Origin of the sequence: Acidovorax sp. 1608163, from assembly GCF_003669015.1 — a bacterium.
Taxonomy (GTDB): Bacteria; Pseudomonadota; Gammaproteobacteria; order Burkholderiales; family Burkholderiaceae_C; genus Acidovorax.
The window spans coordinates 1,406,674-1,426,462 of record NZ_CP033069.1 but is presented as its reverse complement, the minus strand read 5'-3'; the positions used below and the strand labels follow the sequence as shown (position 1 = coordinate 1,426,462).

The 19,789-nt window shown below is 65.9% G+C and carries 13 protein-coding genes, 1 other RNA gene and 3 pseudogenes; 6 read left to right on the top strand and 11 right to left on the bottom strand.

Going from position 1 to position 19,789, the window contains the following annotated elements:
* Positions 1-69 precede the first annotated feature (69 nt).
* Positions 70-887: pseudogene (locus tag EAG14_RS06375) on the bottom strand (class I SAM-dependent methyltransferase).
* On the opposite strand from EAG14_RS06375, the gene gloB reads away from it, so the two are divergent.
* Positions 886-1,668, top strand: a complete 783-nt coding sequence (gloB, locus tag EAG14_RS06370; protein ID WP_121728382.1) for a hydroxyacylglutathione hydrolase — start codon at positions 886-888, stop codon at positions 1,666-1,668. The pseudogene EAG14_RS06375 and the gene gloB sit on opposite strands and share 2 nt — an antisense overlap.
* Complete coding sequence (locus EAG14_RS06365; RefSeq protein WP_099741667.1) at positions 1,665-3,182, top strand: transglycosylase SLT domain-containing protein; 1,518 nt, start codon at positions 1,665-1,667, stop codon at positions 3,180-3,182. Before gloB ends, EAG14_RS06365 begins: the two co-directional genes overlap by 4 nt.
* A 63-nt stretch (positions 3,183-3,245) precedes the next feature.
* Here the strand turns inward: EAG14_RS06365 and EAG14_RS06360 are convergent, their stop codons facing one another.
* From EAG14_RS06360 to dnaX, 6 genes and pseudogenes are all read right to left on the bottom strand, one after another.
* Complete coding sequence (locus EAG14_RS06360) at positions 3,246-3,398, bottom strand: DUF3096 domain-containing protein (protein WP_099656161.1); 153 nt, start codon at positions 3,396-3,398, stop codon at positions 3,246-3,248.
* Positions 3,399-3,464: 66 nt separating this feature from the next.
* Complete coding sequence (locus EAG14_RS06355) at positions 3,465-4,517, bottom strand: ABC transporter substrate-binding protein (RefSeq protein WP_099741669.1); 1,053 nt, start codon at positions 4,515-4,517, stop codon at positions 3,465-3,467.
* 373 nt (positions 4,518-4,890) lie between these two features.
* Positions 4,891-5,315, bottom strand: a pseudogene (locus EAG14_RS06350) (MAPEG family protein).
* Positions 5,316-5,414: 99 nt separating this feature from the next.
* Positions 5,415-6,005, bottom strand: coding sequence for a recombination mediator RecR (gene recR, locus EAG14_RS06345; protein WP_099656164.1), 591 nt, complete (start codon positions 6,003-6,005; stop codon positions 5,415-5,417).
* 310 nt (positions 6,006-6,315) lie between these two features.
* A complete protein-coding gene (locus EAG14_RS06340; protein WP_099656165.1) occupies positions 6,316-6,648 on the bottom strand; it encodes a YbaB/EbfC family nucleoid-associated protein in 333 nt (110 codons plus the stop codon).
* A gap of 40 nt (positions 6,649-6,688) precedes the next feature.
* A complete protein-coding gene (gene dnaX, locus EAG14_RS06335; protein ID WP_121728381.1) occupies positions 6,689-8,737 on the bottom strand; it encodes a DNA polymerase III subunit gamma/tau in 2,049 nt (682 codons plus the stop codon).
* A 101-nt stretch (positions 8,738-8,838) separates the two neighbouring features.
* Between dnaX and ffs the strand changes: the two genes are divergently transcribed.
* Positions 8,839-8,935, top strand: an RNA gene (gene ffs, locus EAG14_RS06330) — signal recognition particle sRNA small type.
* A 167-nt stretch (positions 8,936-9,102) separates the two neighbouring features.
* Here the strand turns inward: ffs and EAG14_RS06325 are convergent.
* The 4 genes and pseudogenes from EAG14_RS06325 to EAG14_RS06310 form a co-directional block, all read right to left on the bottom strand.
* On the bottom strand, positions 9,103-9,288 hold the full coding sequence (locus EAG14_RS06325) for a hypothetical protein (protein WP_099656167.1): 186 nt from the start codon (positions 9,286-9,288) through the stop codon (positions 9,103-9,105).
* 290 nt (positions 9,289-9,578) lie between these two features.
* On the bottom strand, positions 9,579-10,865 hold the full coding sequence (locus EAG14_RS06320) for a TIGR03862 family flavoprotein (RefSeq protein WP_240457028.1): 1,287 nt from the start codon (positions 10,863-10,865) through the stop codon (positions 9,579-9,581).
* Between the two features lie 161 nt (positions 10,866-11,026).
* A pseudogene (locus EAG14_RS06315) lies at positions 11,027-14,577 on the bottom strand (UvrD-helicase domain-containing protein).
* A complete protein-coding gene (locus tag EAG14_RS06310) occupies positions 14,574-17,183 on the bottom strand; it encodes a PD-(D/E)XK nuclease family protein (RefSeq protein WP_121728379.1) in 2,610 nt (869 codons plus the stop codon). The pseudogene EAG14_RS06315 and the gene EAG14_RS06310 overlap by 4 nt, the downstream one beginning before the upstream one ends.
* Before the next feature lie 109 nt (positions 17,184-17,292).
* Between EAG14_RS06310 and trxA the strand changes: the two genes are divergently transcribed.
* The 3 genes from trxA to EAG14_RS06295 all read left to right on the top strand — a co-directional run bounded on the left by trxA (position 17,293) and on the right by EAG14_RS06295 (position 19,694).
* A complete protein-coding gene (trxA, locus tag EAG14_RS06305) occupies positions 17,293-17,625 on the top strand; it encodes a thioredoxin TrxA (RefSeq protein ID WP_099656170.1) in 333 nt (110 codons plus the stop codon).
* A gap of 274 nt (positions 17,626-17,899) precedes the next feature.
* Positions 17,900-19,162, top strand: coding sequence for a transcription termination factor Rho (rho, locus tag EAG14_RS06300; RefSeq protein ID WP_063459546.1), 1,263 nt, complete (start codon positions 17,900-17,902; stop codon positions 19,160-19,162).
* 274 nt (positions 19,163-19,436) lie between these two features.
* A complete protein-coding gene (locus EAG14_RS06295; protein ID WP_099656171.1) occupies positions 19,437-19,694 on the top strand; it encodes a type B 50S ribosomal protein L31 in 258 nt (85 codons plus the stop codon).
* The last annotated feature ends 95 nt before the right edge of the window (positions 19,695-19,789 follow it).

Sequence of the window (19,789 nt, the reverse complement as noted above, 5' to 3'; positions counted from 1 at the left end):
GTGAGAGCGTAGAGCCCCACATCGCCCTGCGCAGCAGCGAGCCCATGCGTGGCCTGCGCAGCCCCTGGGTCAGCGCCTGCGCACCGGGCCCCCTGGGTCCGTGCGCCGCACCACGGGCACCGTTGCTGCCACGCGGGCCTTGCCAGAGCGCCAGGCAGGGCCCAACAGGCGCATGCCATGGACACGCTTGACCGCTACCAAAAAATAGGCCGCACCAAAAATGGGCCACCACTTTTCGCCCAGCGGGTCCACCCAGGCAAAGCGCTCCAGCCACTCGGCACTGCGCACCGCTGGACGATAACAGCCAAACTGGGCCGACTCGACCTCAAAGCTCAACAATCGCAGCCAGTCACGCAAGCGCCCAAAGCCGATGAACTCACCAGCATCTGGCAAATACAGCGAGCCGCCCATCCAGCGCTGGCACAAGCGCACCCGCATCTGGCGCAGGGCCCACAGGCTCAGGGGGTTGAGCCCGGCAATCACCACACGCCCCTCGGGCACCAGCACACGCTCGACCTCGCGCAGGGCCATGTGCGGGTCTTCGCTCAGCTCCAGGGTGTGGGGCAACACCACCAGGTCCAGGCTGGCGCTGGGAAACGGCAACGCCACAGGCTCGGCCCACAAGGCCACTGCGCGCGGCGCATCAGGGGGATGGGGCCACCCCAGTCCCCCGGTTCATTCAGCAATGCATCTGCGCCCAAGGCAAGCCACTGGTGCGGCATGCGGTTGGTGCGCAGGCCATCAATGCGGGGCATGCCCAGCTGCACCGCGTGGTAGCCAAAGATGTCGGCCACAGCCTCGTCCATGCACGCCTGCTCCCAGGCCAGCAGGTACCTTCCGGGCGCAGAGTCGAACCACTGGTGCAAATCTATAATTTGAGAGCTCATGAACTTGCTGCCGCTACCCGCCTTTACCGACAACTACATCTGGATGCTGCACGACGCGCAGCATGCGGTGGTGGTGGACCCTGGAGACCCCGCGCCCGTGCTGGAGGCGCTGCAGTCCATGGGGCTATCCTTGCAGGCAATTCTAGTCACCCACCACCATGCCGATCATGTCGGTGGCGTAGGGGTTTTGCGTGAGCACACCGGGGCCCGCGTGTACGGCCCGGCAGGCGAAGACATCCCCCAGCCCCTCACGGGCCTGAGCCAGGGCGACCAGGTCACGGTGCTGGGCCTCACGCTGGACGTGCTGGACGTGCCCGGGCACACCGCCGGGCACATTGCTTATTACTGCGCTGGCGTTGGTGGCGGGGACGAGCCCCTGCTGTTCCCTGGAGACACCTTGTTCTCGGGTGGCTGCGGTCGGTTGTTTGAGGGGACTCCGGCACAAATGCACACATCGCTCAGCCAGCTCAGTGCACTGCCCGACAACACACGGGTATGCTGCGCGCACGAATACACACTCTCTAACCTGAAATTTGCGCTGGCGGTGGAACCCGCCAACGCAGCACTGCTCAACTACAACGCCTGGTGCCTGGCCCAACGGGCCGCCAACCGCCCCACGCTGCCATCCCACATGGCACTGGAGCGCAGCATCAACCCATTCCTGCGGGTTCAGCAGCCAGAGGTTGCACGAGCAGCCAAGGCCCACGCGCCGCAGATCGACAGCAACGACGCAATCGCCGTACTGGCCGCTTTGCGCACATGGAAGAACGAGTTTCGATGAAATTTCTGCACATTGCCAGCCTGCTTGGCATGCTGTGGCTGACAGGCTGCGCCACCACCGGTGGAGCGCCGGATACCGCCAGCAACTCGCCCAACGAAACACCCACCAGCCGCCAGGCAGGCCACACGCCACTCATCCCCAAGGGGCCGCTGCAGCCCATCACGGCTGCCAACGCCTCCAGCCGCGAAGTGGCGTCGCTCTCCGCTCCTGCAGATCTGTGGGATCGCATCCGTCGCGGCTTTGCCATGCCCGACCTGCAAAACGATCTGGTGCAAGACCGGGAGCAGTGGTATGCCAGCCGCCCAGACTACATGCAGCGCATGACCGAGCGCTCCAGCAAATACCTCTTTCACATCGTTGAGGAACTGGAGCGGCGCGGCATGCCCACCGAGCTGGCCCTGCTGCCTTACATTGAAAGCGCCTTCAACCCACAGGCTGTCTCCAGCGCCAAGGCAGCGGGCATGTGGCAATTCATGCCCGCCACCGGCAACTACTTCGACCTGAAGCAAAACGCGTTTCGCGATGACCGGCGCGATGTGCTGGCCTCCACCCGTGCAGCGCTGGACTACCTGCAAAAGCTCTACGGCATGTTTGGCGACTGGCACCTGGCCCTGGCCGCCTACAACTGGGGCGAAGGCAGCGTGGGCCGTGCCATTGCACGCAACCAAAAGGCAGGCCTGGGCACCAGCTACACCGACCTGAACATGCCCGCAGAAACACGCCTGTATGTGCCCAAGCTGCAGGCCGTCAAGAACATCGTGGCCAACCCGGACGCCTTCAAGACCGAGCTGCCACTGATTGAGAACCACCCCTATTTCCAGACGGTGGACGTCACCCACGACATCGATGTGTCGCTGGTGGCGAGCCTTGCGGGCATTCGCGAAGCAGATTTCAAGGCGCTGAACCCTTCTTTCCACAAACCCGTGATCCTGGCGGCGGGAACCCCGCAGATCCTCTTGCCCTGGGACAACGCCAAAGTCTTCCAGCGCAACCTGGAAGCCCGCAGCGAAGGCCAGTACGCGAGCTGGACCGTGTGGTCGGCCCCCAGCACCATGAGTGTGGCCGAAGCGGCACGCCGCACTGACATGAGCGAGAACGACCTGCGCAGCCTCAACAACATCCCCCCGCGCATGCTCATCAAGGCGGGCTCGGCGCTCATCGTGCCGCGCAGCGCCACCACGCGCCAGGATGTGTCATCGCACCTGGCAGACAACGGCCAAGTGGCGCTGGCCCCCGAAATCGTGACACGGCGCACCTCGGTGCGGGCCGCCAAAGGCGAAACAGTGGCCAGCATTGCGCAGCGCTACAAGGTCAGTGCCGCCAACGTGGCCGATTGGAACGATGTGAAGCTGAGCGCCGCCTTCAAGGCCGGACAACAGGTGGTGATGTACCTGCCCGTGCGCCAAATCGCTGCCGCCGCACAGCCACGCGTGCAAGCCCGCAGCAGCGCCAGCAAGACCGCATCGGCGCCAACGCGCCGTGGTGGCACGCCCTCTAAAGTACGCCGCCGCTGAGCACGCCCCTGCATTCACTTAACAAAGCGCCTGCAAAGACAGGCGCTTTGTGTTTGAGAGCCCTCAGAGGCGCAGCGACGCCATGCCCATCAGGCCCAAAATGCCCATGATGATGAGGTACAGCGCCACGATGGTGCTGAGCAAACGGGGCATGACCAGGATCAGGATGCCAGCAATCAGGGACACCAAAGGGCCGATACTGAGACTCAACGACATGGCGGGTCTTTCTGCACAAAGTGAAACAGGCCGCTATCTTGCCCGAGCACACCCTGCCCCGCGCCCTCACACGTTGAATTTTTGCCGTGCCTTGCGCACCCAGTCGTTCGAGAAGGTGCGCGCCAGGTCCACCTTGCTGCCCGCCAACTCGGGGTAGGCCAGCGTCAGGGTGCGCAGCGCCACGGCAGGGCCGTCGTCCGGCATCACCCCGTTGGGCGAGAAGGTCTCGCGCATGCGATAGAAAGCGGCCAGGTACAACGCCCTGTCACCGGCCAGATAGGCCGCTGGCAACGCCTTGACGATATCGGCAGGCTCTGCCGTTTGCAGCCACTTGAGGGTGTGCACCATGGCGTGCACAAGGGCCTGCACTTGGTCGGGGCGCTTCTGTACAAAGGGCTGGGCTGCATACAGACAACTGGCAGGCATGTTGCCGCCAAACAAATCCTGCGAGGACTTGAGCGTGCGCGCATCGGCCACCACGCGCAGGGCCAGCTTTTGCTCGGCCTGCGCCACGATGGGGTCTGAATGGCACAGCGCGTGCACCTGCCCCGCACGCAGGGCGGCCAGGGCTGCCGCCCCAGAAGGCATGGCGACAAAGGTCACATCCTCCGGTGCAAGCCCTTCACGCGCCAACACCCAGCGCGCAAAGGTGTGGGTAGACGAGCCCGGGGCCGACACGCCAATGCGCCGCCCAGCCAGGTCACGCAAGGATTCGTACTTGGGCAGCGCACGCTGCGATATGCCCAGGGCCACCTGGGGTGCGCGCCCGTGCAGCACCATGGAGCGCAGGGGCAACCCACGGACCTGCTGGCGGATGGTGTGCTCGTAAGCGCCCGAGACCACATCCACAGCCCCTTCTTGCAACGCCTGCAAAGCCAGCGCACCGGCATTGAAGTCGCGCAGCACCACGTCCAGCCCTTCGGCGCGGAAAAACCCGAGCTGGTCGGCCAGCAGCACCGGCAGGTGGTACATCTCGTTCTGCCCCGCCACCGCCAGCGTCACCCGACCCAAATCGCCCACGGGGGCCGACTGGGCGCCCAGCAAGGGCGCAAAAACGCCAGCGGCGTACGCAACGGATGCGGCCCCCAGGGTACGGCGGTGGATCAGAAAACGCGACATGGAATCAAGACAGCCCAAAAAAGTGCAACGCACACAATGCAGCGTAGAAAAGACCAAAGATGCTGCACTGCAACAATTGTGCCGGAGCCATCGGGCGAAAACATCAGGGATCACCCCTGCGGGCTTCTACGTACCGTGAAAAAGGTGGGGAAACAGTCGAAAAACTGAGGTAACCAGCGGGCAACGCGAGGGGCGAACAAGCCCGAGCCCCCGTCACAGGCCTGCAAGCCGGTTCTACGACAGCCCTAAAGCCAAAGCGCCCCCACCGCGCAGACCAGGGCTTGCCTGAACCTGCACCGTGGAGGCGCGTGGACGTGATGGAGAGGGAGCGGTTGAGCGACAGGTGAGCGTTTGGCGCCTCAACACACTGGTGTCAGTGGTAGCCCACAAACAAGATGGCGATGTTCACAAAGAACGCCGCCCCCACACCGCACTGCGGGCCGTGGGCATGTTGGACACGTACATCATGATGTAGAAGATGCGCAACATGATGAACAGCATGGCCAGCAAGTCCAGCCAAGTCTGCCGGGCCCCGAGCTGGTGCGCAATGATGACCGCGCCGATGAAAAACGGCAGCACTTCAAAACTGTTGGCCTGCGCGGCGTTGGCACGGGCCCGCCAATCGGACTGGCGGGCCAGCCAGCCCCGTGGATCGCTGTTGTCGAAGCCGCCCTGGTCTACGGGCTTGCCGAGGGCGCCCCGCTTGGCGATCCAGGCGCACACGATGGGCAGCAACGCGGCCACCAGGACGCACCAGTACGCCACCGTGAAGCGGGCCAGTTGCATGGATGTGTTCATTTTTAAGCCTTTAGGGACCCAAAGCCCCTGTTTATAAGCGCTAGCCGCTATGAATTCGGGAGTATTCTACCCACGATGGCCAGGCCTCAGGCCCGCACTTCAGCGGCGGTCGACCAGCGCGTGCGCAATGGTGCCCAGGTCCACGTACTCCAGCTCGCTGCCCACCGGAACGCCGCGTGCGAGGCGGGTCACATGCAGGCCCCGGCTCTTGAGGGCTTCGCTCAACACATGCGCCGTGGCCTCGCCTTCGGCATTGAAGTTGGTGGCCAAAATCACCTCTTGCACCACGCCATCGCTGGCGCGCTCCATGAGCTTGTGCAGGCCAATTTCCTTGGGGCCAATGCCATCGAGCGGGCTCAAGCGCCCCATCAGCACAAAGTACAGCCCCTTGAACGCCCCCGTGCGCTCCAGCGCCGATTGATCGGCCGGGGTCTCCACCACACACAGCCGCGAAGCATCTCGCTCAGGGTCCAGGCAGGTGCTGCAGATGTCATCCTCGGTGAACGTATGACAGCGTGCGCAGTGGTGCACGTTCTGCACCGCGCCATGCAGCGCCACCGACAACGCCTCGGCCCCATCGCGGTCATGCTGCATCAAATGAAACGCCATGCGCTGCGCAGACTTGACCCCCACCCCCGGCAAACGGCGCAGCGCCTGAATCAAGACATCAAGGGCGTTGGTGGAGGACATGGGTGGGTGGGCAATCTGGGAGAGTCGGGACAGAAATACGGGAAAGTGCGGTGCAAGGCTTCGACAGACTCAGCCTGAACGATGAGGGGATAGCCCTGGCTTGGACAAGCTCAGCCAGAACGGGCTGGGGAAAGATCAGAAATATCCCATCCAAACCCTGTCCTCCCCTGCCTTCCCACCCCACCCTCAAGGGCGTAGCGAGCGCCTGCCAGGCTAGGCGGACGGAGCACAGCAACCGGAACGTACTTCCTGTACGTGAGGATTGCGAGCACCGCCCAACGACGCATGGCTGGCGCGCAGTAGCCAATCCTCAGAAAGGGAATTTCATGCCGCCGGGGAGGCCTGGCATACCTGCTGTGAGTTTGCCCATCTTCTCCGACGAAGTCTCTTCAGCCTTGCGCACCGCCGCATTGAACGCAGCCGCCACCAGGTCTTCCAGCATGTCCTTGTCTTCGGCCAGCAGGCTCGGGTCGATGGTGATGCGTTTGACATCGTGCTTGCAGGTCATCACCACCTTGACCAGGCCCGCGCCCGATTCGCCTTCCACCTCGACAAACGCCAGTTCGTCCTGGGCCTTCTTGAGGTTGTCCTGCATGGCCTGGGCTTGCTTCATCAGGCCGGCGAGTTGTCCTTTGTTGAACATGGATGGTTTCCTTCTTTTGAAAAATGGCGAGGGTCAAAAATTACAGTGGCTTGATGCTGCCAGGCACGATCTTCGCGCCATGGTCGCGCATCAGCGTCTGCACATAGGGGTCGTTCATCACGGTTTCTTCGGCCAGGCGCTGGCGTTCGGCGGCCGCGGCGGCGTTGCGGCGGGCGGGGCTGTCGATCACGCGGCCCACCTCCACGCTGATCTGCGTGGCGTGGCCTGCAGCTTCCAGCGCCGAGCGCAGGCGCTCGCGGGCCGTGGGCTGGTTGAGCGATTCGCGCTCCACCCGCAGCAGCCAGTGGGCGCCATCGCGCGCCACCAGTTGGGATTGCAAGGCCAGCTCGCGCACCAGGGCGGTGATGGCCTCGGCCGCCACCAGCTGCTGCACCGTGGCGTGCCACACATCGCCCTCTTCGGTGGGCGTGTAGCGGGTCGATACCGGGGTGGGGGCCGACAGGGGCAAGGGCTGCAAGCGTTCGCTGGGTTCAGACGCCTCGCGCACCGGGATTGCTACCAATTCAGGAGCTGCTTGCGCTTGATTGTTAAGCGCTGGAGGCAGATTTTGTTCTGAATTTTGAGCCGCATGCGCTGGCGGAACGGCAGGGGCAGGCACCGATCCATCGTCCGCGTCGGGCCAGGGTGGGGGTTCGCTGCCAGCGTCATCCCACGGGGCTACCGCATGGGCTGGGGCAGCCGCCGGGGCGGGCGCCGCCACAGGGGCCTGCGCAGACGGCACGGCCCGGGGCGCAGGCTCTGGTGGCTGCGCAACGGCAGGAGCCATTGGGGTCGTTGTGGTCGTTGGAGCGGATGGAGCCAACGCAGCGGGAGGCACCGGCTCAGCAGGGGCTACGGGCGGCAGCGGGGCAGCCTGCGGAGTAACCGCTGCAGGCTGCACTGCAGACGCCAAGGCGGGGCCTGGGGTCGGTGGCAATGCGGGCTCAGGCCGCGTCAGAGTTTTTTTTTCAGCCGGGTCTGCAGGGGCTTTGAAGGCCAGCAGGCGCAGCAGCACCATGGTCAGCGCGGCGTACTCATCGGGCGCCAGGCCCAGCTCGGCACGGCCGTGCAGGCACAGGCTGTACAGCAGCTGGGTTTCATCCGCTGGCATCTGGCCCGCCAGACGGGCGGTTTCCACGGCTTCTGGATCGTTCGCGTCCACTGCCTGCGCCATCTGCGGCACGGCCTGGTACACGGCCATGCGTTGCAGCACGGCGCTCATTTCTTCCAGCGTCGATGCGGCCGACAGGCCGTTCATGCGCAGGGCATCGGCCGTTTCCACCACGGTTTTGCCGTCGCCCTGGGCCAGCGCGTCGACGAGGCGGAAGACGTAGGAGCGGTCTACTGCGCCCAGCATCTGGCGCACACCGGCTTCTTGCAACTGGCCGCTGCCAAAGGCGATGGCCTGGTCGGTGAGCGAGAGCGCATCGCGCATGGAGCCCCGCGCAGCGCGTGAGAGCAGGCGCAGCGCCTGGGGTTCGGCGGGCACGTTCTCTTGGGCCAGCACGCGGGTGAGGTGGTCCAGCACCGTCTCGGGCGCCATGGGGCGCAGGTTGAACTGCAGGCAGCGTGAGAGGACGGTGACCGGCACCTTTTGCGGATCGGTCGTGGCCAGCACAAACTTGAGGTACTCGGGCGGCTCTTCCAGCGTCTTGAGCATGGCGTTGAACGCCGTGTTCGTCAGCATGTGCACTTCGTCGATCATGAAGACCTTGAAGCGGCCCTGCACCGGCTTGTAGACGGCCTGCTCCAGCAGGCTTTGCACCTCGTCCACGCCCCGGTTGGAGGCGGCGTCCAGTTCGGTGTAGTCCACAAAGCGGCCGCTGTCGATGTCCATGCAGGCCTGGCACACACCACAGGGGGTGGCGGTGATGCCGCCTGTGCCGTCCGGCCCCTGGCAGTTGAGCGACTTGGCCAGGATGCGCGACACCGTGGTCTTGCCCACGCCGCGCGTGCCGGTAAACAGGTAAGCGTGGTGCAGGCGCTGCTGGGTCAGCGCATTCGACAGGGCCTGGACCACATGCTCCTGCCCCACCATTTCGGTGAAATTGCGGGGGCGGTACTTGCGGGCGAGCACGAGATAGGACATGGGCGGGATTCTACGGGCTGGGCGGTGCCTGCTCTTTTTGCCGCACCCACAAATCCCCTGCGCGCCGCAAAGTGCCCTGCATCCGAAGTACAATGCGCGCTGACGGGCCTCCCCGCATGGCAAAGCAGCCAACCGGGTCAGGTGGGGAACCAAGCAGCCCTAACTGTAGAGTCAGTGCCGGGGGTAAGGCTCGTCAACTTCTTTAGATGCCATGCCCGTCATGCGCACCGCACCCGTGCCAGCAGGCACACCCCAGGTGCATCGTTCCCCCACAGTGATTGCAAGCATCGGCCCACGGCCCATGCCAAAACCCTTGGCCGCTGACGCGCGCTAAGCGGGCCTTGTGCCTCACCTGAAGCAGGCGCTCAGCGCCCCACCCCCGACTCGCGCATGAATTTTTCCATCTCTTCCAGCGTGGAGACGATGGTTTTCAGCTCGGCCTCCTTCTCGCGCAGCTCGGCAATGGCGGTTTCGTGGGTGCGAATCTGCGCCTGCAACTCAGCGATCTGGGCTTTCATGCCGGCGATGTGAGGGGCATTGGACTGGCTCATACAAAATTCCCTTTCATTGACACGTTGCCAGCAGGGCACAGGTGCATGGTATCCCCCAGAAGCTGTTTAGAGGGAACACAACCGTGCACACTATTGCTATCAATTCAATAGCTGCTAGCGCTTATCCTTCAGACGCTATGCCCCAAAAATGCCTGATTGGCGACCTGCCTCACACGCCTTATCGTCCCCACCCGTTCGGGCTGAGCCTGTCGAAGCCTTGCACGCACGCGGTAAGCCCTGGCTTCGACGGGCTCAGCCCGAACGGATGGAGTGGTATCTGAGGCAAGTAGCTAATCAGGCAAAAATGCCAAAACACCCTGCCCGGCCTGCACGCCACTGGCCAGGCAGGCGGTGAGCAAATAGCCCCCTGTGGGCGCCTCCCAGTCCAGCATTTCTCCCGCACAAAACACGCCGGGGGCGGCCTGGGCCATGAGGTGCGCGTCCAGCGCCTCGAACGTGACGCCGCCCGCTGTGCTGATGGCCTCGTCGATGGGCCGGGCGGCCACTACGGTGATGGGCAGCGCCTTGATGGCCTGGGCCAGGGCCACGGGGTTGTTCATGCCGTCTTTGCCCAGGTGCTCAAAAAGCACCCCGGCTTTGATGCCATCAAGCCCCAAACGGCTTTTGAGGTGGCTGGACAGTGAGCGCGAGCCGCGCGGGTGGCGCACTTCCTGCAGCACGCGCTCAGGGGCGTGGTCGGGCAGCAGGTCGAGGTGGAAGGTGGCGTGGCCATGGGCCTCGATCTCATCGCGCAGCAGGCTGGAGACGGCGTAGACCAGGCTGCCCTCCACCCCCGTGGCCGTGGCCACGAACTCGCCCCGGCGCTGGAAGTGCTGGCCGGTGCTGCTGGTAAAGCCCAGCGCCACCGACTTGAACGGCTGGCCTGCAAAGCGCTCCACAAAATGCGGTGTCCAGCCCACAGGCACGGCAGGCGTGCGGCCCAGCAGCTCTTGCAAAAAGGCGCGCCGCGTCTCGCCCGCCGGGGCGTGCATGCCCGCCACGTCAAAGCCGCAGTTGGACGGGCGCAGTGGGGCCACGGCCACACCGCGCTCGGCCAGCAGGGGCACCCAGGCACCATCCGACCCCAGCCGCGCCCAGCTGCCGCCGCCCAGGGCCAGCACCACGGCGCGGGCCGTCACCACCGCCTCGCCCGCAGGCGTGGCAAAACGCAGCGTGTGCGGCCCTTCTTCGGATGCCTTGACGCCATCATCTGCCCAGCCCAGCCAGCGGTGGCGCATGTGCAGTTGCACGCCCTGCCCGCGCAGGCGGTGCAGCCAGGCGCGCAGCAGGGGCGCGGCCTTCATGTCTGATGGGAACACACGGCCCGAGGTGCCTACAAACGTCTCCACCCCCAGGCCCTGCGCCCAGGCGCGCACCTCGGGGCCGCCAAAGGTGCGCAGCAGCGGCTCGATCTGCGGCTGGCGTGCGGCGTAGCGGCTGGCAAAGGGCTCGTGCGGCTCAGAGTGCGTGAGGTTGAGCCCGCCTTTGCCCGCCAGCAAAAATTTGCGCCCCACCGAAGGCATGGCGTCAAACAAATGAACAGCCACCCCGGCCTGGGCCAGCACCTCGGCCGCCATCAGGCCCGCCGGGCCACCGCCGATGACGGCCACGTCGCACGACAAGGCCCCCGCAGGCAGGGCTGGCGCAACGGGTGTGGGGGAAGAAGAGAGGGTGTGGGACACGGGAGAACCTTGCTAAAAAGAGGGGCGTTGCGCGGATTGAGGGCCCTGGGTGCGGGTCAAAACAAGGAGCCTTGCGCAGAATCTGCAGGCCCCGGCGCGGAGCGCGGGCGTTCGGACTTCGGGGCCGCGGCCGAGGCAACGGGGGCGGAAGTATGCCCCACGCCGGAGGCCTGGGCGGCCGATGGGCCTGCTTTGCCCCCCTCGCTCGTACCCCCGCTCGTCCCTGTGCCACCCGCAGGCCCATCGCCCACCCGCACCATGCGCCCGTCGCCCGTGAGGAAGGCCGCGTGCACCACCTCGCCCGGCATCAGGGCCTGCACAGCCTCGTGGTAGCGCTGCAGTTGCGCCACCAGCGCCTGCTGGCGCTGGGGCTGGGCGGCGCTTTTGTAGTCCAGCACCCACCAGCCTGCCACGGCGTCATCTGCGGGCGACGCACGGCGCTGTACCAGCCGGTCGATGCGCAGGCTTTGGCCCTGGTAGTGCAGCGGGGCCTCGTTGATGGCGGTCTGCACCTGGGCCAGGTCCCAGGCCCAGGCGCCCTCGCCCGCCAGAATGCCCTGTGCCATGCGGGCGGCCAGTTCGGCGGCAGCCAGGGCAATGTCGTGGTCGCGGGCCAGCCGGGCGATGCGCGCCGCAGGCCAGCCGTGGGCGCGCAAGTCGGCCAACGGGGCACCGGCCACACCGGCCTGCTCCAGCAGCTGGTGCATGGCATCGCCCTGGCGCGACAGGGGGGTGGAATCGCCATCGCCGGGCATGGCCACGGGCGTGGCGCCACTGGGGTCGGCGGCTGCAACACCCGGTTTGGTGCGGGCGCTTTGCAGGGCCTCGGGCAGGGGTTGCAGCGCGGCGATGGTGAAGGTGTCGGGGGTTGCCCCGGCCCCGGCGGCGGGTGCCGGGGCAGTACCCGCATCCACCTCGGGCACTAACGGAGCCAAGGGTGTCAGCCGGTTCCACCAGCTGCCCGGCGCCGAATTGCTGGGCTGCACGGACGACAGCGCCAGGCAGTGCTTGGCGCGCGTCATGGCCACGTAGAGCATGTTCAGCTCCTCGCGGCCGCGGGCCTGCTGCTCGGCGGCGAGTGCGTCCACCGCGCTGGGCGGCGGATTCGATTCGCTGGCCAAAAAGACGAAGGCCGAGGGCACGGTCTGCTCGCCGGGCCAATCCACCAGCACGCCCATGGTCTCGGCTTTTTGCGGGCGGGTGTCGGTGTCCAGCAGCAGCACGCAGTCGGCCTCCAGCCCTTTGGCACCGTGCACCGTCAGCAGGCGGATGGCCTGCGCGTCGGCACGGCCGGGGGCGCGCACGCCACCTTTCTTCATGGCCCGCACCAAGGCATAGGGCGTGAGGTAACGGCCCCCATCGTGCTGCAGCGCTGCGGCCAGCAGAGCGCGCAGGTTGGCCTGCACCGACAGGCGCTGGGTGGGGGGGCGGCGGCGGCAAAACGGGCCAGCACGTCACCATGCTCGTAGATGGCATGCAGCGCGTCGTGCGGCGGCAGGCTGCCTACCCAGGCCTGGTATTGAATCAAAACAGGCCCCAGCGCTTGCATATCAAGCGGTAGCAGCTCACTTTTCAATAGCAAATCAAACCAGCTACTGCCCGCATGTTCAGGTTGGCGACGCAGCACGGCCAGGGCCACCAAAGCGTCGTCGCCCAGGCCAAACAACGGCGACTTGAGCGCGCGGGCCAAAGGCAGGTCGTGCGTGGGCGAGACCAGCACATCCAGCAGCGCCACCATGTCCTGCACCTCGGGCGCGTCGAACAGGTCGGCCTTTTCGGGCTGCACACAGGGCAGGTGCAGGGCGCGCAGGGCGTCCTGCATGCTGGCCAGGCGGTCGCGCTTGCGGGCCAGCACCAGCACCTCTTTGGGCGGCGTGCCGCTGGCGATCTGCGCGGCCACCCAGGCGGCGGCCTGGGTGCATTCGCGCATGCGCTGGGTTTCTTCGGCCTCGTGGCGGGGTTCGGTCAGGCTGTCGCGCCAGGCCAGGGGGTCGCGGCCTGCGCCTTGGCTATCGTCGTCCGCATCGGTGATGGCGGGCAGGCGCAGCAACTGGCCTGTGTGTTTCGATTCGGTGGTGTGGTCGCGGAATCCGCTGGTCTCGTGCTGCGCCTGGGCCTCGCCCATCACAGCGTTGACGGCGCCGATCACGCCCTGCGCGTTGCGGCGTGTGTGGTCGCAGCTCAGCAGGTCGCCGCCCAGCCCATCGCGCACAAAGGCCTGCGCCGCGATGAACACCTGCGGCTCGGCGCGGCGAAAGCGGTAGATGCTCTGCTTGGGGTCGCCCACGATGAACACGCTGGGCGCGGCAGACCCGCCGCCCGAGCCCGCATAGCCCGACAGCCACGCATGCAGCGCCTGCCACTGCAGCGGGTTGGTGTCCTGAAACTCATCGACCAGCAGATGGCGAATGCGGGCATCGAGCCGCTCCTGCACCCAACCGCTGAGCACCGGGTCGGCCAGCATGACCAGGGCCGTGCGCTCCACATCGTTCATGTCCACCCAGCCGTGCTGCTGCTTGACGGCCACAAACTGCGCGATGAGGCAACGCGCCAGCCGGGCCATGCGCTGCTGGTGTTGCCAGGCCTCGTTCTGGCGGCGGGCGGTGAGCAGGCGCTGCAGCTCGGGCTCGGCCTCCTGCGCGGCGGGGAACTTCTCAAGGTTCTTGGACAGGCGATCTTCCTTGGCCACGAACATCGCACGGCGCAATTGGTCCAGGCGCTGGTTCAGATCCGCGCAGGCCAGCGCGTCGATGATGGCGTCGGCCGCCTTTTGCGGGGTCTTGTTGGCCTCGGCGCCCAGGGCGCTGGCGCGGTGGAGCCAGCGCTGTTGGCAAGCCTCGTCTTGCAGGGCCTCCGCAGGCTCACCACAAGCGGCCAGTTCGGTGTAGGCCTGCTGGAACGGCGGCACCGAAGCATCGACCACACCCGCCTCGTCGGCCAGATCGAACTCCACCCGCTTGGCCAGCGCCGCCGCCAGCGCCTTGTGCGTTTGCGAGCGGCCGTGGCGGGCCACCACGGCTTCGTAGTCGGCGCGCAGGCTGGCGCTCTCCGCCACGGTCTGCAAGAACGGGGGCCAGACCTCACGCACGGCCTCGGCATCGTCTTCGAGCAGCTCAAAGTGCGCGGGCAGGCCTTGTTGTTGCAGCAGCGCCAGCGGGGCCGTGCCCAGCAGCGCGGCAAACCAGCTGTGGAAGGTGCGGATCTGCACCGGGCGGCCTGCAGTGAGCAGCTGGCGGTATAGATTTTGCAGCGCCTCGCGCTTGTCCAGTGCGCCCTGGGGGCTGATTCCCCTTGCAATCAGCTCGGCCGTGAGTTCCTCCAGCGGCTTGTGGCTGAACTGCTCCAGCCACTCCTGCAAACGCTGGCGCATTTCGCCCGCCGCCTTTTTGGTGAAGGTGATGGCCAGGATCTCGTGCGACGCGCAGCCGTCGAGCAGCGCCCGCAGCATGCGCGAGACCAGCATCCAGGTCTTGCCCGCACCGGCGCAGGCCTCCACGGCCACGCTGCGCGCGGGGTCACAGGCGATGGCGTAGAAGGCCTCGCGCGAGACGGGGCGGCCGTTGTGTTCGTAGGCGGCCTGGGCGGGTGGGGAAAGGCTGTCGGTCATGGCGTTTGTTGCGCGGGCAGCGCCTGCTCGGCATCGGCCCACATGTCTTTGCGGCACAGGCCACGCACGGCGCAGTAGTCACACACCGAGCCCTCACCCAACGCAGGCAGGGGCGCACCAGCGGCGATGCGGGCCATGTCGTGCTGGATGCCTTCGACCAGCACATCGCGCAGGTGCACCACTTCGTCCTGTTCGTGCATTTGCGTCTCGCCGCGCTCGCCCACGTTGACGTAGGCAGCGCGCAGGGTGTCGTGGCTCAGCAAGGCGGCGTAGAAGGCCAGTTGCGTGTCCTCCGCCCCGGACTTGATGCGCTGGCGGGTCACGCTGTCGCTTTCGGTTTTGTAGTCAATCACCAGCACCGTGGGCTCGCCCGTGGACGAGACGCCATCGATGCGATCGAGGGTGCCAACCAGCTCCAGTTCGCCCAGCGGCTGGCGCGCTTTGACCTCGGCCTGGCGGAAGGTGGCGCCCTGCTGCTCATGCCCAGCCAGCCACTGCAGGTAGCCATCGCGCAGTTGTGCCCAGCCGGCGGCAAAGGGCAGGAAGTCGCCGTCTTGCAACCGCTGCTCGCGAGTGACGGCCTCGGCGGCAGCGTCCATGCGGGCGCGGCGCTCCTCCGGGTGGTCGGTCGGGTCGGCCAGCAAGGCTTCATGAAAGTGTTGCAGCACGGCGTGCAGCCAGGTGCCAAAGTCGCGCTTGTCCACTTCGGCGTCCAGTTCGTCGGCCTCGCGCAGGCCCAGCTGGCGCTGGGCAAAGAAGCGGTAGGGGCAATGGCGCAGGTCGGAATACGCGGTGGATGACAGGTGTGCCACCGGCAGCGCCTGGCCCACGGGCTGGGGGCGCAGCGTGGGCGTGGCAGCCACTGCGCGGGCCGCACGGTCGTCCGTGCCGGGCGTCGCGGTGCCATCCAGTTGCAGGGCCAGCACCAGGGCGCTGGCCAGCAGGGGCTCACCGCCCTCGTCGCCGGTGCGCCACAGCACATCGACCACGGGCGTGCGCAGGGCATGGGCCCAGGCAGCGCGCTGGGCAGCTTCGAGCGATGGGCGCGTGGGCAGGCCCCAGGCCTCGCGCTGGGCCTGCGACCAGTCGCCTGCGGGCTCAGGCGCAGCTTGCAGGCGCTTTTCGTCGCAGCCCGGCAGCACAGCGGCGGCAAAGGGGCGGGCCAGCAGCTGGGGCAAGGGCACCACCACCACGGGGGCATCGGCCGCCTGAGACGCCACGTAGCGCCCTGCCTCCAGCACATCTTTCGCCCAACGGGTGAATTCGGCCAGCGCCATGCGGCGGCCTGCACTGTCGCCCCAGCCGTCCAACTCGGCCTGCTGGCCGTCTTGCAGGTGCAGCGCGGCCAGCACGCGCATGCCGGCTGGGTCGGCCTGCAGGGCTTGCCACTGGCCGGCTTGCTCCAGCACAGCGCGCAGGGCGGGCAGCCACTGCGCCAGCGGGCGGGCGGTGCGCAGGGCGTCGCGCCAGGCCTCCACCGTAGCCACGGTGCGGGCCAGGTGGGGTTGCGCGCTCAGGTCGCGGGCGGCGGCGGCGCTCCAGTGCTGCACCACGCCCTTGCGCAGCCATTGCTCCAGGCGGTTGACCTCACCCGGCATCAGCGCAGGGGTGTGTTTGATCCAGTCCAGCACCGCATTGGAAGAGGCATTCCACGCCGCAGCCTGCAGCGCGGCCATGACCCGTGAAGCGGCGCGTGTGGTGGAAAGAATCCAACCGCTCTCATCGCGCACCAGCACGCCGCTGCTGTCCAGGTGGGCCAGCACGCGGCGGATAAGTGCCCGGTCAGTAGCGGCCAGCGCCACAGGCACGCGGCCATCGCGCACATGGGCCAACACGCAGGCGGCGGCGCGGTGGGCTTCGTCTTCGGCATCGGTGGCGGCATGCAAGGCCCACTGCGGCGGTGCGGGGGCATCGCCCACCACATCATCGACCAGGGCGGGCAACGCAATGCAGGTGCCTTGCTCGCCCCAGTGGGCCATCAGGGCCGGGGTCAGCGCGTCGGACTGAAAGCCTTCGAGCACCACCACGGCATCCACCGCCGCGCGCACCCCGGGCTCAAACAGCACATCGGTGGCATGGCGCGAGGCCAGCACCCATTCCAGCGCCAGGCGCGCCACCAAGGCCTCGTAGTGCAGGGTGCTGCCCTCGTCGTCGGTGGCCAGCAGCTTGCGGGCCTCGTCGCCCCAGGCGGCGCGCTGCGCGGGGGGCACGGCCGCCACGGCGGGGGCCAATTGGGCGGCAGCTTCTTGCAGGGGCGTGGCCAGCATCTCGCGCTGGGCGCCCTGCCCCACGCGCTCGAGCAAGGCGCGGGCGGTGAGGGTGTCGCGCGCCACGTCGCCCGCAAAGTCATCGGCCGAAGGCTCAAACACCTGCAATTGGCGCGCCCAGTTGCGGCTGGTTTCAAAGCGCGGCGCAAAGCCTTGCGGAAACTGCAGCGCCCAGTGGCGCTGGGCCCAGGGCATGAGCTGGGCGTAAGGCACCAGCACCACGGTGCGCGCCAAATGGGCACCGTGGGCCTGGGCATGCACGGCCACCTGGGCCAGCGCACGTTGCCACAGGGCCGCGCCCAGGCCCGTGCCATGATCGCTTTTCGCTATGACAGTCATAGCGTCACAAGCCCCGGCCATAACGGTGTACGTGGTATTGGTTTCTGTCACAATGCCCAGACTTTAAACGTACACCGGTCACAACCCGCTCAAAATCAAGGAATCCGCTATGGCCAGCGAACTCATTAAACATGTCTCCGACGCCAGCTTTGAAGCCGACGTGCTGCAACCCGGCACCCCGGTGCTGGTGGATTACTGGGCCGAGTGGTGCGGCCCCTGCAAAATGATTGCCCCCATCCTGGACGAAGTCGCAGGCACCTACCAAGGCAAGCTGCAAATCGCCAAGATGAATGTCGACGAAAACCGCGAAATCCCTGCCAAGTTCGGCATCCGCGGCATCCCCACCTTGATGCTGTTCAAGGATGGCCAACTGGCCGCCACCAAAGTGGGCGCCATGAGCAAGGCGCAACTGACTGCCTTCATCGATCAGCAACTGGCCTGATCCCCCAAGCCCCGCTGGTTTGCTGCCTGCGGGGCATTTTTTTGGGGTGCGTGCGACACGCAATGGATCCAAAGCCCTGCCGCAGCACCAGCCCCCATTGCGATCACGCAAAGCGCCTGCATTTTTTCCTGTCATAATTCCTTCAGATCACCGGCCTGCACGCACTGGCAGACGGACCAAGATCCCCGGCAAGCCGGACCTGCAAACAGCAGCCCATCTGGCACCAGCCCCCACTCCCCCAAGATTCTTACCAGCTCCGCCAAGGAGTCATTCCATGCACTTAAACGAACTCAAGGCACTGCACGTGTCTGAAGTCCTGAAGCAGGCCGAAGAACTCGAAATCGAAAACACGGGCCGCATGCGCAAGCAGGAGCTGATGTTTGCCATCATCAAAAAGCGCGCCAAGGCGGGCGAACAGGTGTTTGCAGACGGCGTGCTGGAAATCCTGCCCGATGGTTTTGGCTTCTTGCGCAGTCCCGACACCAGCTTCACGGCCAGCACGGACGACATCTACATCAGCCCCAGCCAGGTGCGCCGCTTCAATCTGCACACCGGGGACATGATCGAAGGCGAAGTGCGCACGCCCAAGGATGGCGAGCGCTACTTTGCCCTGACCAAGCTCGATGCCGTCAACGGCGGCCCACCGGAGCAAAACAAGCACAAGGTGATGTTCGAAAACCTGACGCCCCTGTTCCCCAAGGAACAAATGCGCCTGGAACGCGAGATCAAGGGTGAAGAGAACATCACCGGCCGCATCATCGACATCATCGCCCCCATCGGCCGCGGCCAGCGCGCGCTGATCGTCGCCCCGCCCAAGAGCGGTAAGACGGTGATGATGCAGCACATCGCCCACGCCATCACGGCCAACAACCCCGATGTGCACCTGATGGTGCTGCTGGTAGACGAGCGCCCTGAAGAAGTGACCGAAATGCAGCGCACGGTGAAGGGCGAGATCATCGCCTCCACCTTCGACGAGCCCGCCGCCCGCCACGTGCACGTGGCCGAGATGGTGATCGAGCGCGCCAAGCGCCTAGTCGAGCTCAAGAAGGACGTGGTGATCCTGCTGGACTCCATCACCCGCCTGGCCCGCGCCTACAACAACGTCGTGCCGTCGAGCGGCAAGGTGCTGTCCGGCGGTGTGGACGCCGCCGCACTGCAGCGCCCCAAGCGCTTCTTCGGCGCTGCCCGCAAGGTCGAAGAAGGTGGCTCGCTCACCATCATCGCCACCGCGCTGGTCGACACCGGCAGCCGCATGGACGAAGTGATCTTTGAAGAATTCAAGGGCACGGGCAACTGCGAAATCCACCTGAACCGCCGCCTGTACGAAAAGCGCGTGTTCCCCGCCATCGAGCTCAACAAGAGCGGCACGCGCCGCGAAGAGCTGCTGCTGGCGCCCGAGATCCTGCAAAAGACCCGCATCCTGCGCCAGTTCATGTACAACATGGACGAGATCGAGTCGATGGAGCTCATGATCAAGAACATGAAGGCCACAAAAACGAATGTGGACTTCTTTGACATGATGCGAAGGGGCGGGTAAACAAGCTCCCCCTGAGGCGCTGTCGCGCCTTCCCCCTTCCCAAATTGCTACGCAATTCGGGAAGGGGGACACCGCCAGCGCGGCGGGGCAGCCCTTGCGCGGCGGTTCTGGCCCAGGCCACGCCAGTTTCAGCGGTCACAGGCCATCGCAAAAATGCCGTCCGACCGTCTGTGCAATAATAGAGGGCTTTTTCTGCGGAAAGTACGCTGGATGTTCCACGGTGCAAAGGTTGCCCCGGGTCCTGCACGGCTCCCGCACTTGACAAGGATTGATCATGAAAGAAGGCATTCACCCCAATTACCGCGAAGTGTTGTTCGTTGACCTGTCCAACGGCTTCAAGTTCGTGACCCGTTCTTGCGTGAACACCAAGGAAACCGAAACCTTCGAAGGCAAGGACTATCCTCTGTTCAAGCTGGACACTTCCTCTGAATCGCACCCCTTCTACACTGGCACACAAAAGTCGGTGGACAACATGGGCGGCCGCGTGGAGAAGTTCCGCAACCGTTTCGGCAAGACCACCGCAGCGAAGTAATTCGCGGCCGTTTCGCCAAAAAGGCAGCCCGGGCAACCGTGCTGCCTTTTTTCTTTGGTTCTGGCTCTTTGGTTTTGCCTTTATCCTCGGCAACG

Coding starts and splice junctions, on each gene's coding strand:
- dnaX (WP_121728381.1), bottom strand. CDS start 8,737: ATGTCCTATCTCGTGCTCGCCCGCAAGTACCGCCCCCGCAATTTCACC.
- EAG14_RS06320 (WP_240457028.1), bottom strand. CDS start 10,865: ATGGCGGCCGAGGTGCTGGCCCAGGCCGGGGTGGCTGTTCATTTGTTT.
- trxA (WP_099656170.1), top strand. CDS start 17,293: ATGGCCAGCGAACTCATTAAACATGTCTCCGACGCCAGCTTTGAAGCC.
- EAG14_RS06360 (WP_099656161.1), bottom strand. CDS start 3,398: ATGTCGTTGAGTCTCAGTATCGGCCCTTTGGTGTCCCTGATTGCTGGC.
- EAG14_RS06310 (WP_121728379.1), bottom strand. CDS start 17,183: ATGACTGTCATAGCGAAAAGCGATCATGGCACGGGCCTGGGCGCGGCC.
- EAG14_RS06340 (WP_099656165.1), bottom strand. CDS start 6,648: ATGTTCAACAAAGGACAACTCGCCGGCCTGATGAAGCAAGCCCAGGCC.
- EAG14_RS06325 (WP_099656167.1), bottom strand. CDS start 9,288: ATGAGCCAGTCCAATGCCCCTCACATCGCCGGCATGAAAGCCCAGATC.
- recR (WP_099656164.1), bottom strand. CDS start 6,005: ATGTCCTCCACCAACGCCCTTGATGTCTTGATTCAGGCGCTGCGCCGT.
- rho (WP_063459546.1), top strand. CDS start 17,900: ATGCACTTAAACGAACTCAAGGCACTGCACGTGTCTGAAGTCCTGAAG.
- EAG14_RS06295 (WP_099656171.1), top strand. CDS start 19,437: ATGAAAGAAGGCATTCACCCCAATTACCGCGAAGTGTTGTTCGTTGAC.
- gloB (WP_121728382.1), top strand. CDS start 886: ATGAACTTGCTGCCGCTACCCGCCTTTACCGACAACTACATCTGGATG.
- EAG14_RS06355 (WP_099741669.1), bottom strand. CDS start 4,517: ATGTCGCGTTTTCTGATCCACCGCCGTACCCTGGGGGCCGCATCCGTT.
- EAG14_RS06365 (WP_099741667.1), top strand. CDS start 1,665: ATGAAATTTCTGCACATTGCCAGCCTGCTTGGCATGCTGTGGCTGACA.